14 protein-coding genes are annotated in these 16,853 nt (G+C 65.0%); 11 read left to right on the forward strand and 3 right to left on the reverse strand.

Going from position 1 to position 16,853, the window contains the following annotated elements:
* The first annotated feature begins 669 nt into the window (after nucleotides 1–669).
* The 11 genes from IVA74_RS07990 to IVA74_RS08040 all read left to right on the forward strand — a co-directional run bounded on the left by IVA74_RS07990 (nucleotide 670) and on the right by IVA74_RS08040 (nucleotide 13,252).
* Entirely contained in the window at nucleotides 670–2,994 is a 2,325-nt protein-coding gene (locus IVA74_RS07990; protein WP_247341639.1) for a mechanosensitive ion channel domain-containing protein, read from the forward strand.
* 103 nt (nucleotides 2,995–3,097) lie between these two features.
* Nucleotides 3,098–4,096, forward strand: a complete 999-nt coding sequence (locus tag IVA74_RS07995) for a tripartite tricarboxylate transporter substrate-binding protein (protein WP_247341403.1) — start codon at nucleotides 3,098–3,100, stop codon at nucleotides 4,094–4,096.
* Between the two features lie 285 nt (nucleotides 4,097–4,381).
* The gene (locus IVA74_RS08000) at nucleotides 4,382–6,034 is read left to right on the forward strand and encodes an NAD-dependent malic enzyme (RefSeq protein WP_346730922.1); all 1,653 of its coding nucleotides are present in this window, start codon (nucleotides 4,382–4,384) and stop codon (nucleotides 6,032–6,034) included.
* 305 nt (nucleotides 6,035–6,339) lie between these two features.
* On the forward strand, nucleotides 6,340–6,732 hold the full coding sequence (locus IVA74_RS08005; RefSeq protein ID WP_247341405.1) for a BlaI/MecI/CopY family transcriptional regulator: 393 nt from the start codon (nucleotides 6,340–6,342) through the stop codon (nucleotides 6,730–6,732).
* Nucleotides 6,729–8,315, forward strand: a complete 1,587-nt coding sequence (locus IVA74_RS08010; RefSeq protein WP_247341407.1) for a M56 family metallopeptidase — start codon at nucleotides 6,729–6,731, stop codon at nucleotides 8,313–8,315. Before IVA74_RS08005 ends, IVA74_RS08010 begins: the two co-directional genes overlap by 4 nt.
* A 46-nt stretch (nucleotides 8,316–8,361) precedes the next feature.
* Nucleotides 8,362–9,249 (forward strand): hypothetical protein, encoded by an 888-nt coding sequence (locus IVA74_RS08015; RefSeq protein WP_247341409.1) that lies wholly within the window; start codon nucleotides 8,362–8,364, stop codon nucleotides 9,247–9,249.
* Between the two features lie 154 nt (nucleotides 9,250–9,403).
* Entirely contained in the window at nucleotides 9,404–10,867 is a 1,464-nt protein-coding gene (locus tag IVA74_RS08020; protein ID WP_247341411.1) for a DUF1800 family protein, read from the forward strand.
* Between the two features lie 2 nt (nucleotides 10,868–10,869).
* Nucleotides 10,870–12,117, forward strand: a complete 1,248-nt coding sequence (locus tag IVA74_RS08025; RefSeq protein ID WP_247341413.1) for a DUF1501 domain-containing protein — start codon at nucleotides 10,870–10,872, stop codon at nucleotides 12,115–12,117.
* Nucleotides 12,118–12,149: 32 nt separating this feature from the next.
* Nucleotides 12,150–12,368: a hypothetical protein gene (locus IVA74_RS08030; RefSeq protein WP_247341416.1), complete on the forward strand. Its 219-nt coding sequence runs from the start codon at nucleotides 12,150–12,152 to the stop codon at nucleotides 12,366–12,368.
* A 93-nt stretch (nucleotides 12,369–12,461) separates the two neighbouring features.
* Nucleotides 12,462–12,980, forward strand: a complete 519-nt coding sequence (locus IVA74_RS08035; RefSeq protein ID WP_247341418.1) for a septal ring lytic transglycosylase RlpA family protein — start codon at nucleotides 12,462–12,464, stop codon at nucleotides 12,978–12,980.
* Between the two features lie 116 nt (nucleotides 12,981–13,096).
* Nucleotides 13,097–13,252, forward strand: coding sequence for a hypothetical protein (locus IVA74_RS08040; RefSeq protein WP_247341420.1), 156 nt, complete (start codon nucleotides 13,097–13,099; stop codon nucleotides 13,250–13,252).
* A 68-nt stretch (nucleotides 13,253–13,320) separates the two neighbouring features.
* Here the strand turns inward: IVA74_RS08040 and IVA74_RS08045 are convergent, their stop codons facing one another.
* The 3 genes from IVA74_RS08045 to IVA74_RS08055 all read right to left on the reverse strand — a co-directional run bounded on the left by IVA74_RS08045 (nucleotide 13,321) and on the right by IVA74_RS08055 (nucleotide 16,794).
* The gene (locus IVA74_RS08045; RefSeq protein ID WP_247341423.1) at nucleotides 13,321–13,626 is read right to left on the reverse strand and encodes a hypothetical protein; all 306 of its coding nucleotides are present in this window, start codon (nucleotides 13,624–13,626) and stop codon (nucleotides 13,321–13,323) included.
* Nucleotides 13,627–13,738: 112 nt separating this feature from the next.
* Nucleotides 13,739–14,011 carry a hypothetical protein gene (locus tag IVA74_RS41100; RefSeq protein WP_247442320.1) on the reverse strand — a complete coding sequence of 91 codons (273 nt, stop codon included), beginning with the start codon at nucleotides 14,009–14,011 and terminating at the stop codon, nucleotides 13,739–13,741.
* Between the two features lie 92 nt (nucleotides 14,012–14,103).
* Nucleotides 14,104–16,794 carry an alpha/beta hydrolase fold domain-containing protein gene (locus tag IVA74_RS08055; RefSeq protein WP_247341428.1) on the reverse strand — a complete coding sequence of 897 codons (2,691 nt, stop codon included), beginning with the start codon at nucleotides 16,792–16,794 and terminating at the stop codon, nucleotides 14,104–14,106.
* Between the last annotated feature and the right edge of the window lie 59 nt (nucleotides 16,795–16,853).

Genomic DNA, 16,853 nt, shown 5'->3' on the forward strand with positions numbered 1-16,853 from the left:
CACTGCCGAAGGGAATTTATTCCGCGGTCCGCTGCGGCTTATCTGTCGCAGTGAGATGGAACGCGTCCTGAAATGTGATACCTCAGGCGGTCGATCCCGCTTGACAGTTTTGTGTCACGGGTGGAGCATCGCAATGGTCGCAAACAAGCGACGCGCAATGTCCACATCAAGAGCAAGGGGAGGTCTATGACACCACCTCCGCAGACCCAGCCGCGTTAATTGCGATGGAGCTCGTTCGGACTATCGCATAGCGGCAGAATCCGCGAACGGCACGCCGGGTCAAGGTTTAGTGGGCTGCATCAGTAAGGCAAAGCCCCTACCTGCCCGGCGCTGTATTGCGCATCACATCGATCATGTCGGATGGCCGTGACGGGGCCGCCGCGACAGGCGTTTTTGACATCCTGCCTCTCTCCTCCTCATCGCCGTCATTCCGGGCCGACTCCCGGAATGACGGGAGAGGTTGCGCGTACTGCGTCTAATACGCGCCCGGTGTCTCCGAGACCGCGGTTCCCGTTTCCTGCGTTGCGGCAAATGCCAAGAGAATGTCGCCGCATCGGCAAATTTCCGACACAGGACCGGGGCGAATAACGCCTTCCGACATGACGCATGCGCTTCGGTGATGACGATTCCGATTCCGCCGGCGCTTTTGTTTTTTTCCAGGGAATCCTCGTGTCGCAAAAGCTTGCCCCGGCGCTCTTCGCCGTTCTCTTCCTCGCGATCTCGTCTTTCACCAGCGCTCGCGCAGAGCCGCCGGCCGCCAACAGTGCTGCTGCAGTGTCGCCGGAGGAGGCCAAGCGCGCGCTGGAGACGCTGCAGGACGACAAGAAGCGCGCGCAGATGATCGATACGTTGCGCGCGATCGCGAATGCGCCCGGTCAGCAGCAACCCGCGCCCGAGCAGAAATCGCCGATCCCGCTCGCGGCCGACGGCCTCGGTGCGCAGCTCATGCTCACCGTGTCTCAGGAGATCGGCGAAATTTCGCGAGACGTCGCCGATATGGCCAGGACGCTCACGCACTTCCCGGCGTTCTACTACTGGATCGTGCGGACCGCGAACGATCCTGCGGCCTATAATCTCCTGATCGAGATCGGTTGGAAGCTAGCGCTGGTGTTCGGCTGCGCCTATTGCGCCGAATGGGTGATGTTCCGTCTGATCCGGCGCCCCGTCGCGTTCCTGGAAGTGCGCATGCCGCAAGCGGCGCGTCTGCCGGTGCAGGTGTTGCCGATTGCCGATCCGCCGTCATCCGTGGCCGATGTCACCCCCGCGCCCGAATTGCACAGGCGCCGCCACAGCCTGGCGCGGGCCTGGCAGGTCATGCTGCGGCTGCCCCTCGTGCTGGGACGCTTCCTGCTCGAGCTGCTTCCGGTGTTGGTCTTTGTCGGCGCCGCCACGGCGCTGCTCGGCACAGAGATCGGCGAGCCCACCACCGTCCGCCTCGTGATCCTCGCGGTCGTCAATGCTTATGCGTTCTCGCGCGCGCTCATCTGTGCGGTCCGTGCGCTGGCGGGACCGTTCGGCTTGTTTCCGGTCAGGGCCGAAACCGCGGCCTATATCGAGATCTGGGCGCGTCGTATCGTCGGTGTCGGCGTCTCCGGCATCGCCTTTGCCAACGTGGCGCTGCTGCTCGGCCTGCATCGTGCCGGCTATGCCGCGCTCCTGCGCATGGTGATGCTGGTCGTGCATCTCTTCGTCGTCGTCATCATCCTGCAAAGCCGCCGCCAGGTCGCCGAAGCCATCCGCGCGCCGGCCGACCGGCAGGGGATCGCGGCGCGACTGCGCAACCGCATTGCGGGCGGCTGGCACTATCTTGCCATCGCACTCGATCTTGCGCTGTGGGCTGTGTGGGCGCTGAACATCCGCAACGGCTATTCGCTGCTGCTGCAATACTTCGTCGGCACCATCGCGGTGGTGCTGATCACGCGTGTTGCCATCATGCTGACGCTGGGCTTGATCGACCGCGGCTTCCGCATCAAGCCGGAGATCCTCCAGCGCTTTCCGGGTCTCGAGATCCGCGCCAACCGCTATCTGCCGCTGCTGCGCAAGATCGTATCCAGCGTGATCGCCTTCATCGGCCTGGTGGCCGTGCTCGAAGTCTGGGGCGTCGATGCCATCGTCTGGTTCTATGGTGGCCAGATCGGCAGCCGGCTGATCTCGGCGGTGATGACGATCGGCGTTGCCGTACTCATCGCGGCGGCGATCTGGGAAGCCAGCAACGCGCTGCTGGACCGCCAGATCAATACGCTGTCGCGCGACGGGCACTATGCCCGCGCCGCGCGGCTGCGGACCTTTCAGCCGATGCTGCGGACAGCCTTGCTCTGCGTGATCGCCTCCGTCGTCGGCCTCACGGCGCTCAGCGAGATCGGCGTCAACGTCGCGCCGCTGCTGGCGGGCGCCGGCATCGTCGGCATCGCCATCGGTTTCGGTTCGCAAAAGCTGGTGCAGGATCTGATCACCGGTCTATTCCTGCTGCTGGAGAACACCGTCCAGGTCGGCGACAGCGTCAGCGTGTCGGGACTATCAGGCGTGGTCGAGAACGTCTCGATCCGGACTATCAGGCTCCGTGCCGGCGACGGTTCCGTGCACATCGTGCCGTTCAGCGCGGTGACGACCATCACCAATGCCAGCCGCGGCGCCGGCAATGCGTCCGTCAGCGTCAACGTCGCCTACAAGGAAGACACCGACCGCGCCGGTCAGATCCTCAAGGATATCGTCGACGAGATGCGCCGCGAGGTGGAATTCCGCGCGTTGATCCGCGGCGATCTCGATCTCTGGGGCGTCGACAAGGTCGACGGCGCCATGGTGTCGATCGTCGGCCAGATCCGCTGCACAGAGGCCGGACGCTGGCCGGTGCAGCGCGAATTCAACCGCCGCATGAAACAGCGTTTCCAACAGAACGGCATCGAGGTCGCATCCCCCACCCAGACCATCTTGATGCACGTCGCGCCTCCGGCTGATAGCGCCGCCAATTTGACGCCAAGGCGGGCGGCCGTATAGTCGCTCCGCTAAATTTCCGACTTGCCTCGGCCCGTCCGGCAGCGTTCACTCCGGCCCCAGCCCGTTGACAACATGCGGGCGGCAAAAAGGGTGGGAGAGACTGATGCGGGGGCTGTGGGTCGGATTGCGCGGCCATGCGATGGTTGTGGGCGCGCTGATTGGATGTACGACGGGGATCGCACCTGCGAGCGCGCAGCCGTTTCCGTCGCGTCCCATCACCCTCGTGGTGCCGTTCGCTGCGGGCGGTCCGACCGACACGCTGGCGCGCATCCTGTCCGAACGCATCGCCGCCGAACTACACACGACGGTCGTGGTCGAAAACGTGGCCGGCGCCTCCGGCAGCATCGCCGGCGCCCGCGTTGCGCGCGCAACGCCTGACGGCACCACGATCACGATCGGTCATTGGGGCACGCATGTGCTCAACGGCGCGATCTTCAAGCTGCCCTACGACGTGATCGCCGATTTCGAACCGGTCGCAACGATTGCGATGGGCACGCAGCTGATCGTCGGCCGGAAGTCGCTCGAGGCCAACAATCTGAAAGAGATGATCGCCTGGCTGAAGGCCAACCCCGGCAAGGCGACTGCCGGCACAGCCGGCGCCGGCACGGGCGCCCATGTCGCCGGTGTCTTCTTCAAGGGAAGGACCGGCACCGATTTTCAGTTCGTGCCTTATCGCGGCGCAGGGCCTGCCATGATCGACCTCGTGGCCGGGCAGATCGACATCATGTTCGATCAGGCCTCTAATTCTCTGCCGCAATACAAGAACAATGCGATCAAGGCGTTCGCGGTGACGTCGCCGACACGGCTCGCGTCTGCGCCCGACATTCCGACCGTCGACGAGGCGGGCCTACCCGGCCTCTACATTTCCTACTGGCACGGCATCTGGGCGCCGAAGAGCACGCCGAAGGAGATCGTCACAAAGCTCAACGCGGCCATCGTGACCGTGCTTGCCGATCCCTCCGTCAAGCAGCGTTTTGGCGAACTGGGGCAGGAGATTCCGCCAGCGGATCAGCAAACGCCCGCGGCGCTCGGAGCCTTCCAGAAGGCCGAGACCGAGAAATGGTGGCCGATCGTGAAGGCCGCCGATATCAAGGCGGAATAATACCAATTCCTCATCCTGAGGAGCCCGCGGAGCGGGCGTCTCGAAGGATGCGCCGCGGGAGAGAGCAGGGCCTGCATGGTTCGAGACGCGCGAAGACGCGCTCCTCACCATGAGGAGCGGGAGTCTTGCGGCGTTAATCTTTTCTCGCGCGCAACTGCCGGTCTTCACGAAAATCTCGCTGCGGTGCGAGATCACAATCAATGCCTGAGTTTCTACGTCCTTGATATCAGGTGAGGGGTGGCCGACAATGATTGCGGCTCAACAAGAAACTCCCTGGGGGAATTCGTGAATAGACCTGCTCGGGTCAGCGCCCATTCGACGTCATCCGACACCGCGCACGGCATGACGCTGCTGCGCGATCCCTTGCTCAACAAGGGCACCGCCTTCACGGCGCAGGACCGCGACGCGCTCGGCTTGCGCGGCCTGCTGCCGCCTTGCGTGCTGACGATGGAGACCCAGGTCGAGCGCGTGCTCACCAATCTGCGCACGCTGCCGACCGATCTCGAGAAATACGTCGCGCTGAATGCGCTGCACGACCGCAACGAGGCGCTTTTCTTCCGCGTCGTCGTCGACAATATCGACGAGATCCAGCCCATCATCTACACGCCGACGGTGGGGCTCGCCTGCCAGAAATACGGCCTGATCTTCCAGCGGCCACGGGGCATGTTCATATCCTCGCGCGATCGGGGCCAGATCGGCGAAATCCTGAAGAACTGGCCTTACCGAGCCAAGCTGATCGTCGTCACCGACGGCGAGCGCATCCTGGGCCTCGGCGATCTCGGCGCGAACGGCATGGGCATTCCGGTCGGAAAACTCTCGCTCTATTCGGCCTGCGCCGGCGTGCATCCCGAACTGTGCCTGCCGATCGTGCTCGATGTCGGCACCAACAACGAAGAGCTCCTGAACGATCCCTATTACCTCGGCCTGCGCGAGCGGCGGCTCACCGGCGAGGCTTATGACAGCTTCGTCGACGAATTCATGGTCGCCGCGCGAAAGACCTTCCCCGGCGTGCTGATCCAGTTCGAGGATTTCGCCAATCACTCGGCGTTCAAGCTGCTGCACAAATATCGGGATGACGCCTGCGTCTTCAACGACGACATCCAGGGCACCGCAGCGGTGGCGCTCGCCGGCCTTTTCTCGGCCTTGCGCATCAACGGCGGCAAGCTCAGGGATCAGCGCATCCTGTTCCTTGGCGCAGGCGAGGCTGCGACCGGCATCGCCGACCTCGTGGTCTCCGCCATGAAGGCCGAGGGCGCCTCGGAGGCGGAAGCGCTCCGCCGCAACTGGCTGGTGGATTCGCGCGGTCTTGTCGTTAGCAGCCGCGAAGGCCTCTCGGGTCACAAGCTCCGTTATGCCCATGCCGATCAGGCGCCGATCGCCGACTTCCTTACCGCGATCAAGACGCTGAAGCCGACGGCGATCATCGGCGTTGCCGCGGTCGGCGGCGCCTTCACACCCGATGTACTGAAGGCAATGGCCGAGCTCAACGAGCAGCCGATCGTGTTTGCGCTCTCCAACCCGACCTCGAAAGCCGAATGTTCTGCGGAAGATGCCTACCGCTACACCGCGGGCCGCGCGCTGTTTGCCTGCGGCAGCCCGTATGACCCGGTCAAGCTCGACGGCCGCACCTTCGTGCCGCGCCAGGGCAACAACTCCTACATCTTCCCGGGCGTCGGCCTCGGCGTCATCGCCAGCCGTTCACGGCTGGTGACGGACGAGATGTTCATGGCCGCCGCCCATACGCTCGCCAATTGCGTCGGCAAGGACGATCTTGCGCAGGGCAGCCTCTACCCGGCGCTGCCGCGCATCCGCGAGGTCTCGGTTCGCATCGCCGCCGCCGTCGCCGACGTCGCTTTTCAGCGCGGGCTCGCGGACGGACCCGCGCCGAACGACGTGAAAGGCCTGGTCCAGTCGCAGATGTACGAGCCGAAGTACTGAGCGTGATGACTTTTGATTGACTCGATCTGGCGGCTGGCCCGGTCACCTCTCCCGCTTGCGGGAGAGGTCGGCGCGCTTGCGCCGGGTGAGGGCTCTATCCTCTTGGGAAGTCCCACTGCGGAGACACCCTCACCCCAACCCTCTCCCGCAAGCGGGAGAGGGAGCGCACCGCCCCCGCGGGTCGCAACGCGCCTCGTTAGGTCAGCACGCGACACCATTTCAGGTGGAAACGCCGTTGCGCGGCGCGGCCGTATATGCGACGATCTGTAGCGCTACAAGAAAATTCGAAGCAAGGTCAGATGCCCATGGACGATCGTTTGCCCGATCTGGGCGACCTCGAGCACGAGGTCATGCAACTGGTTTGGGCCCATGGTCCTGTTACGGCCGAAATCGTGCGCGAGCGGCTATCGCGGCGTCTGAAGGAATCCACGGTCCGCACGGTGCTGCGCCGGCTGGAAGAAAAAGGCTATGCTCGGCACACCGTGGACGGACGGACCTATGTCTACCACGCGGCTGAAGAACGCTCGCGGGTTGCAGCCAAGGCGGTGCAGCGCATCGTCGATTGGTTCTGCAACGGCTCGATCGAGGAGGTTCTCGTCGGCATGGTCGACAACGCGATGCTCGACCAGCAGCAATTGCGCACGCTGGCCGATCAGGTGGCCAAGGCGAAGAAGGCGAGGGGAGTGAAGAAAGAATGATCGCAACTCTGGCGGAGGCGGCGCTGCGCTCCCTTATGCTGGGAGGCGTCGTCTGGTTCGGCCTCAATCTTTTTCGGGTGCGCAATCCGCACGTCCACATGACGGCTTGGGTCGTCGTGCTGCTGGCGTCGCTTGCGATGCCCTTCGTGATGCATTGGCCGACGCTCACGATTACCCGGCTGCCCTTGCCGGTATCCATGCCGGATGATTTTCTGCCGGCCGACATGTCGACGCTGGAGATGCCGCAGCCGACACTCCCGGTCGCGCCCGGTCCGGCGATTGTTCCACCGGCCAAGACCGGGTTCTCGATCGACTGGTGGCTGGTCGCCACTATTGTCTATGCCGGCGTCGCCGGCCTGTTGCTGCTGCGGCTCGCTATCGGCCTTTGCCTGACCTGGCGTCTGGCGCGCGTGGCGAAGCCGATGAAGGGCCCGCAGATGATCGACGCTGATGTGCGCGTCAGCTGCGACGTCGGTGGTCCCGTGACCTTCGGCTCGACCATTCTGGTGCCGCCGCAATTTTTCGGCTGGGACGCGAAGAAGCGGCTCGCGGTGCTCGCGCATGAGAGCGCGCACGTCGCCAACCGCGATTTCTACGTTCTCTTGCTCGCTTCCCTCAACCGAGCGGTGTTCTGGTTCAGCCCGTTCTCGTGGTGGCAGCTCGCGCACCTCGCCGAACTCGCCGAGATCATCAGCGACGCCGAGGCGATCGAGGTGATCGACGACCGGCTGTCCTATGCGGAAATCCTGCTTGATTTTGCAAGCACCGTAAGACCGCGACCGGCCGAGCTTGCGATGGCGCGGGCCTCGACCGTGCGTGCCCGCGTCGAGCGCATTATCGCGGCCGCCGCGATGCCCGTCCCAGTCGGCTGGCGCAAGCGGCTTTGGATTGCGGCCGCGATCGGACCGGCCGTGATCGTATCCGCCGGCATGATCGCCTATCGCACGCCGGACTCGGCGCCCCTCGCCGCGGATGCCGGCGAGGTGCCGGCCCAGCATTACCGACCCTTCGTCAATTTCTATGCCATGGCCCCAGCTTCGGTGTTCGCGATCTTCCGCGAAGGTGACGAGCTTTACGGCCAGCTCACCGGGCGGCGCAAATTGCGCCTGACGGTCGGGAGCGACGGTACCGCGTCCTACGCGGCCTCGTCCGGCGAGATCACGTTCCCGCTCGATGCCGAGCGTCGTTCGGCCGAACTGATGCTGCGCATGAACGGCCGCGACATACGCGCGGTTCGCGTCGCCGAGATGCCGACGGCGGCGGCCGATCCCGCATCGCTCGATCAATATGTCGGCTGGTACAGGGTCGCGCCGAACCGCGTGCTCACCGTGCGCCGCGACGGGGATCGTCTCTGGCTGAACGAAACCGGGCAGGGCACGACGCAAGTCCTTGCCGAGGGCACCGATGCGTTCTCCTTCCGCGGCGACCATCTCCTGATCTTCCTGCGCGACGAGCAGTCAAAGGTCTCGCGCGTGCTGGTGCAGAGTGCGGTTTTCGGCGCCCGCCTGGCAGCCCGCGTCGATGCGGGGGGTGGCTCAGGCCGTCGAAGCGGACTTCGCTCGCCGCCTCGCCGAAGTGCCTGACCGATTCAGGGAGCAGGTTCCAGCCACCGGCGGCAAGGAAATGATCTTGCGTGGGATCGAAGATCTGCGCGGCGGCACACCGAACTACGATCGCATGAGCGCGCCGCTAGCGGCCAAGGTCCACCGGCAGCTCAGTGAAATGCACGCGACGTTGGTCGCGCTCGGCGGGCTGGAGTCGATTTTCTTCCGCGGCGTCGGGCCCGGCGGCTACGACATCTATGGCGCGAAGTTCGAGAACGGCACGGCCGAATTCCGCCTGTTGCTCGAACCCGATGGCAAGGCCGGCGATGTCATCTTCCGGGCCGACGGCAATGACGAACTCGGCGGCATCGTGCCTTGCTCGGAGGAGGCGAATGTGCGCGGTCGTGCCGGCACCTCGCCGATCAGAATTCTGGTCTACAACGAGATGGGCGACGACATCCAGGTCTTCAATCTCGGTGCCGACGGCAATCGCAAGACGCAAAGCGTGGTCAGGCCCAACATGAGCTGGGCTGCCACGACCACCGTGAACAATCCCTGGGTGATCGCCGACAAGTCGGGGCGGTGCCTCGAGGTCCTGATGCCGGGCCGGCAGACGCGCTTCCACAATGTCGAGGCTTCGAACATCGGCGCAAAGCCGGGACGCGCCGCGCGCCGTGCCGTTCCGATCGCCAATGGCGAGGAGATGCTGCGCCGCTACATCCAGGGCGTCGGCAAGGGACAGCCGGACTACGAGCACATGACGTCGGAAGTCGCCGACGTCACGCGCCAGCAGCTTCCGTTCGACCAGGCGATCCTGGCGAAGCTTGGCGCGCTGCGTGCGGTCTCGTTCCGCGGCGTCACCGCGCTCGACAGCGACATCTACATCGCCCAGTTCGCCAACGGCTCGGCGGAATGGCGGATCGGTGTCAGGAACGGCACGATCACCAAGATCGCGCTTGGGCCGAATTTCTAGGACCGCTGCCGGTCTGCCGGACCGGAGGCCTCCGACGTCTTGAGGCGACGTCTCAATCTCCGCTTGCGAGCTTATGCATCGAATGCTACGTTATGTAGCATTACAATTCGTAGCGGCGCGTTGTCGGGCAGGCTCGAAGAAGTGGGCATTCGCCATGAGCAATTCTGCAAGGGCCGAAGCTGTGCTGGCGCTTCATCGCTTCGGGATGGGGCCGCGGCCGGGATCAATCGCCGCTCTCGGCAGTGACCCGCGCGGCGCGCTGATCGCCGAACTCGATCGCCCGCTTGTGCTCACCGCAGCCGCCAGCCTGCCCTCCAGTGCGAAAGCCTATCGCACCGTGGCCGACGCCAATGCGCGGCGAACGGCCCGCGCCAAGCAGGCCCAGCAGCAGGCGAAGAAGCAGCAGACGGCGTCGGCGCCGGTCATGTCGGAAGAGCAAACGCAGACGCAAGGGCCAGCGCAGGGTCAGGAGAAGGACGGGGCTGAGATGGCAGCCAAGCAGGCGGCCGAAGCCGTTCCCGATCCCGGACGTCCCATGTATTTGCAGGAAGCCAAGCTGCGGACCGAAGCCGCGCTCGGCGCCGACATCGGCTTCGCCGAGAGGCTGGTGTGGTTCTGGTCCAATCATTTCTGCGTCTCGGCCTACAAGATCCAGAGCATGTCGGGTGCTTACGAGCGCGAGGCCGTTCGCGCCAATGCGCTCGGTCACTTCGTCGATCTGCTTCAGGCCGTCGAGGGCCATCCGGCGATGCTGTTCTATCTCGACAATCTCGGCTCGATGGGCGCGAACTCGATTGCCGGCATCAACCGCAGCCGTGGCCTGAACGAGAACATCGCGCGCGAAATCATGGAGCTGCATACGCTCGGCGTGCGTACCGGCTACAGCCAGAACGACGTCATCGGCTTCGCCAATGTGCTGACGGGATGGACGCTTGTTCCGCCCGGAGACAATCCCGAGCACGGTGGCGAGTTCATCTTCAATCCGCGGCTGCACGAGCCCGGCGGACAGACCGTGCTCGGCAAGCGCTACGAGCAGGAGGATGCCGAGCAGGGCCGCGCCGTGCTGCGCGACCTCGCCGCGCATCCGGCAACCGCGACCCACGTCGCGACAAAACTCGCGCGCCATTTCGTGGCAGACGAACCGCCGCCGGCGCTCGTCGCGCAGATGGCAAAAACCTTTCGCGACACCGAGGGCGATCTCAAGCAGGTCGCGATCGCGCTGGTCTCGTCAGACGAAGCGTGGCGCGGGCCGCCGTCAAAACTCAAGCGTCCCGGCGAATGGGTCGTCGGCATGGTGCGCGCAACCGGCATCAGGGAAGTCGATCCCACGCGCTTCACCGGCGGCCAAGACCTGCTCGGCGAGGGGCTGTGGCGCCCGTCGGCGCCCAAGGGCTATCCGGATGACGAGGCAAGCTGGATCGACGGCGTTGGCCGAAGGCTCGACATCGCCAATAATTTTGCCGAGCGCGTGGCGGCCACTGCGGATCCGCAAGCCATCATCAAGGATGTCTTCGCGTCCGAGATCGCGCCCGAGGTGAAGCAGGCGGTCGGGCGTGCCGAGAGTCGGCAGCAGGCGCTGGCGCTGCTGTTCATGTCGGCGGATTTTCTGAGGAGGTGAGTATGGGCTTCGTCAATCATTTGCCCACGCGGCGCGAGCTTCTCGTCGGTTCCGGTGCGCTGTTCGCATGGAGCCAAATGCCGCGGATTGCGCGCGCCGAAGGGCGCGATCCGCGCCTGCTGGTCATCGTGCTGCGCGGTGCGCTCGATGGTCTCGGTGCGGTCGCGCCGGTCGGCGATTCCGACTGGATCTCCTTGCGCGGCGATCGCGCGCTGGTGCTGGACGGCAAGACGCCGGCGCTGCCGCTCGATGCCTTCTTCGCGCTCAATCCGGCGATGCCGAACCTGCATCGGCTCTACAAGACCGGCAAGGCTGCGATCGTCCACGCCACCGCGACGCCCTATCGCGAGCGCTCGCATTTCGACGGCCAGGACGTGCTGGAAAGCGGGCTCGTCAAGCCCGGCATGACCAACTCGGGATGGCTCAACCGCGCGCTGCTCGCGCTGGAATCGGGCGGGCGTGTCGACCCGCGCGGCAGCCGCGCACTCGGCATTGGCTCGGTGACGCCGCTGGTGGTGCGCGGCTCGGCGCCTGTCATGACATGGGTGCCGCAGAAATTGCTGCCGGCGAGCGAGGACACGCAGAACCGCCTGCTCGATCTCTACCGGCACACCGATCCGAAGCTTGCGACCGTGCTCCAGGCCCGCATGAAGCTCGCCTCGCTCGGCGGCGCACCGGGCACGGGCGATCCGATGTCCGACGATCCGACGCTGGCGCCCGGCATCGCGCGCGTGCGCGCCTATTTTGCCGAAGCCGCCGGCACCGCCGCGCGCTATCTCGCAAAGCCCGATGGTCCGCGTGTCGGCGCCATGGGCTTCGTCGGCTGGGACACGCACATCGCCGAAGGCGCGGCCGCGGGCCAGCTCTACAATCTGCTCGGCGCGCTCGACGGCGCATTCGCTGCGATCGAGAGCAACATGGGCGAGGCCTGGCGAGAGACGGTGGTCGCCGTCGTCACCGAGTTCGGGCGCACCGCGCGCATCAACGGGACGCAGGGTACGGATCACGGCACCGGCACGGTCGCTTTCCTGATCGGCGGTGCGCTTGCCGGCGGCCGCGTGATCGCGGACTGGCCTGGCCTGAAGCCGGCGCAACTCTTCGAGGATCGCGATCTCAAGCCGACCACGGATTTGCGCGCGGTGTTGAAGGGCCTGCTGAGGGATCATCTGCGCGTCGAGGAAAAGGTGCTGGCCGATGCGGTCTTCCCCGGCAGCGCCGATGTCAGACCGATGGGCGGCCTCGTCGGCTGATAGCGCGGCTTTGCAGCCGGATCGGGTTCGAGATGTGCACACTGACACCGCGGGAGCTCGACTTTCTCGCCAGCCTCAAGACAGGCTGGCAGTGGCTCTATCGGCGCGAGTTCGCGCGGCTCCTGAAGGGTGACACCAAGCCTGCCGAGGTTCAGCCGGCAACGCGCATCGTCTGGCACGTTGTATCGGACTTATCCCACGAGCCTGTCTCGATTCAGGACAAGCCAGTGTGGTGGAATCGTCACAGCTAAACACGAAACGGCTGCGGCCTCCGACCCGCTTTTGTTCCGACAAGGTTCTGCCCTCATTGCCCGCCGAAACTCGGGCCGTTCGGAGGGCGCATCATGTCTCGCTTTGCACGTGCCGAAAATACCCGGATTTCGCTGGCAACCTCGTGCCGGTTGCTGCTCGCCATCGCCGGTGCGGCGTCGCTTGCGGCGTGTGCGCAATCGCCGGTCGGCCGCCAGAAGGCCGATCTGGCGGGCACCAGCCGGCAGGCCACGGTCGAGCGCCCGCACAGGGTGGCGGCACTGCATCCACGGCCGATCAGCCGGGTGCGCGTCCCCGACGGAGACGCAAAGCAAACCGCCTCGCATGGCGTTGCCAGCTTCTATTCGGATACAGAGACCGCGAGCGGCGAGAGGTTCGACAAGAACGAATTGACCGCGGCCCATCCCTCCCTGCCGTTCGGCACGAAGCTGCGCGTCACCGATGTCTCCTCTGGTCGCTTCGTGACCGTCAGGATCAACGATCGCGGGCCTTATGTTCGCGGACGCGTGGTCGACATCTCTCCCTCTGCGGCTGAGGCGCTCGGCATGGTCGACAAGGGCGTCACCAATGTCCGGCTCGACGTCGTGCAATAAAGCGCGATTCTCATCGATTTCCGACGCTGTGCTTAACCGGCTGTTAGCCGCCTCCGACGCACGATCGACATCCAAACAATTCCGGACTCCAAATCGGGGCTCTTGGGGGGCGGCGTTTGAACACGATCCAGTATCTCGAAGATCAGGCCACACGCGCCGAGCGGCTCGCCAAACGGATCACGGATACAGTGACGATCGAAAAGCTGCTGAGCTTCGCGGGCGAACGCCGCCGCGAGATTGAGGTCATCGCCGGCAAGTACCGGCGCGCCTGATTCTTATCATCCATGCGCTGAACGCATACGCCTCGCTTCCCCGTCTGAGCAATCGAAGTAACGCGCGCTCAGCTATAGCTTTCGACGAAGTCACTGAGATAGTCGGGCAGCCTCACGCCATCGATGTCGCAGCGCGCCCGAATCTCACCGGCGACGTCGGTCGAGATGTCTTTCATCCAGTGCTCGAGCGTGTTGAACGAGATGACCTGGATGGGATCGTTGAAGCAGCCGGCGACGAGCTCGCCGATGGTGGCGTCGAGATCGCTTCGCTCGATGCGGATTTCAGTCGCCTTGTCGAGGCGATCGATCACCACGAACAAGGTCTGATCTGCGCCATAGGGCACGACCTGGGCTGGCACGCCGGCTTCAAGCATGTGAAGCACTCACACCTTCGCTTCCGATCACCACTAACGGGAAAAACCGGAAGAAGGTTCCTGCTTTGTGAGAAGCTTGTCGTGTGCGTGCAGCTTCGGCGCCTGCAGGCAATCAGAGATATTCCCTGAGCCGCGATAGCTCGGTGACGTGCTCGGGCGAGAGGATATCCGTGACCAGCGACGGCTGCGCCGCCGTGTGAATTTCATAGAGATGCCTGGTCGTCGCCGGCTTCTCCATGAAAGCCGAGATGCATTCGTCCAGAGTGCCTTGGCTCACCTGATAGGAATCCCGGTCCGGCCGGCGCTGGTTCGCAAGCGAAGGCCATTTATACAGGGCCGCAGCCGCGCCAAAATCAACCTTTGAATCCGCAACCACGTCGCCCATCGCCCCACCTCACGCAACACGCACTCCATTACACGGGTGCCGCCCCACAAAACGCAGCGGCCGGGAAAAAGTTCCCGGCCGCTTTGTCGCTGTCAGCTCGCGGCCGCCGCGATTCTGGGCTCCGGGCTGGCGTGACCGTGGCTGATCTCGTCGCCGCGACCGACCTTTGGCGGAAGCCCGGCGAAGCGCCGCAACGCCTCGGCCATCTGCACCCGGCCGGAGACCCCGGTGATCACCACGTCCACCATGGCGAAGGACGAGTGGAAATGACCGCGCGCCCTAAGTTGCTCGACCGGGACGCCGGCGGCCGCCATTGCCTCGGCGTAGGCGATGCCCTCGTCGCGCAGGGGATCGAATTCGCAGGTAACGACGAAGGCCGGCGGCAGGCCCGCAACCTTGCCGCGGAGCGGCGAGACGCGCGGATCGGTGCGGTCGGCTGGCGAACAGTAGAGATCCCAGAACCAGTACATCAGCGAGCGGGTCAGGAAATAGCCGGTCGCATTGTCGTTATAGGAGGGACGATCGAAGGTGCAGTCGGTGACCGGGCAGATCAGGAGCTGGCCGGCGATCTCCGGGCCGCCGCGATCGCGTGCGAGCTGACAAGTGACGGCGGCGATGTTGCCGCCGGCGCTCCAGCCTGCGACCAGCACCGGGCCCGGCTTGCCGCCGAGCTCGGCGGCGTGCTCGGCGATCCAGCGCGTCGCTGCATAGCCGTCTTCGGCTGCGGCCGGGAAACGATGCTCGGGCGCATGACGATAGCCGACGCTGACGAGCATCATGCCGGTCCGCCGCACCATGTCGCGGCAGAACGGATCGTCCGACTGCTGGTCGCCGAGCACCCAGCCGCCGCCGTGGAAATAGACCACGACCGGATGCGGCCCCGGCGTCGCCGGCCGGTACACGCGGTACGACAGCGGGCCGTCGGTGCCGGGCAGGGTGCCGTCGACGATGTCGCCGATTGGCCGTCCCGCAGGCCGGCCCTTGTTGAACTCGTCGACGAAGGCGCGGGCACCGATCGCGCCCATCGACTCGATCTGCGGCAGATTCAGCGACGCCAACAGGTTCAGCACCAGCCGCACATCCGGCTGCAGGCGCACCACTTCGCCGTCATTGCATTGCGCGGCAACGTTGGGGCCGGTCAGCTCGAAACCGAGCATGCCGCGGCTCGTGACCTCGTCGCAGATGCTGCGATAGGGGCCGACGCCGCCGGTATAGGGCATCAGGCCCTGCGCCTTGCCGGGCACGTTGGCGCCCGTGTACCAGGTGTTGGCGAGCCGGTGCAGCGTCACCATCGAGCAGTCGGCCATGTGCCGGCCCCAGCCGGCCTGCGCCGTCTCGGTCGGCTCGATCGTGGTGAAGCCGGCGTCGCGCAATGCCTTGAGCCGGTCGACAACCCAGTCCACATGCTGCTCGATCGACACCGCCATGTTCGACAGCACCGACGGGCTGCCGGGGCCGGTGATCATGAAGAAGTTCGGGAAGCCCTCGACGGTGAGCCCGAGATAGGACTGCGGTCCCTGTGCCCAGACATCGGTGAGCGATTTGCCGCCACGTCCGGTGATCGGATGCACGGCGCGGATCGCGCCGGTCATGGCGTCGAAGCCGGTCGCGAACACGATGACATCGACGTCGACGCTGCGCTTGGCCGTCGTGATGCCGCTTGCGGTGATCGCCTTGATCGGCTCCTGGCGCAGATTGACCAGCGTTACGTTCGGCCGGTTGTAGGTCGCGTAGTAGTTGGTGTCGAGGCAGGGGCGTTTTGCGCCGAAGGGATGATCGTGGGGCATCAGTGCCGCCGCCGTCTCCGGATCCTTCACGGCAGCGCCGATCTTCTCGCGGATCAGCTCGCCGATCAGCGCATTGCCATCGACATCCACGCCCTGGTCGGCCCAGAGCTGGGTCAGGATGTGGACGAGGTCGCCGGCGGCCCAGGCGCGTTCGAAGCGCTCGCGACGCTCGGCATCGCTCAACTGCCAACTCACCACCGTCTGCTGCGGATACGGCACGCCCGTCATCGACAAGCGTGCTTGATCGCGATATGCGGCGCGGTCGCTTTCGAAGAAGGTCTTGCGATCTTCCGGCGCCGGACCGTTACCCGCCGGCAGCGCGAAATTCGGCGTGCGCTGGAATACGGTCAGATGCGCGGCCTGCTCGGCGATCAGCGGGATCGACTGGATGGCCGATGAGCCCGTGCCGATCACGGCGACGCGCTTGCCGGCAAGATTGACGCCGTCATGCGGCCAGCGTCCGGTGAAATAAACCTCGCCGCCAAAATCCTTGACGCCGTCGATCTCGGGCGGCTTTGGCGCGGAAAGGCAGCCGGTGGCCATGATGTAATGGCGGCAGGAGACCGGTGCGCCATTGTCGGTGGTGAGCTGCCAGCGTTCGGTCGCTTCGTCCCATTTGGCTTCGGTCACCTTGGTCTTGAAGCGGATGCCGCGCCTGAGATCGTAGCGGTCGGCGACGAAGCCGAGATAGCGCAGGATCTCGGGCTGGGCCGCGTATTTTTCCGACCAGGTCCAGGCCTTGTCGAGTTCCGGATCGAACGTATAGCTGTAATCGATGGTCTGGATATCGCAGCGCGCCCCGGGATAACGGTTCCAGTACCAGGTGCCGCCGACATCGCCGGCTTCTTCGAGGGCGACCGCCGTGAGGCCGGCCTTGCGCAGCCGATGGAGAAGATAGAGGCCGGCAAATCCGGCCCCTACCACGGCAACATCGACCTGCTGACTGGTTCCGCGACCCGCGTCAGAGGCACGTGCAGCAACCATTGCGTCAGGCATGGTATTTCCTCCCGTATGTTTTGTTTTGCCGGCAGGCTATCGCCGCAGGCTCGGCTTGT

The organism is Bradyrhizobium sp. 132 (assembly GCF_023074185.1).
Taxonomy (GTDB): domain Bacteria; phylum Pseudomonadota; class Alphaproteobacteria; order Rhizobiales; family Xanthobacteraceae; genus Bradyrhizobium.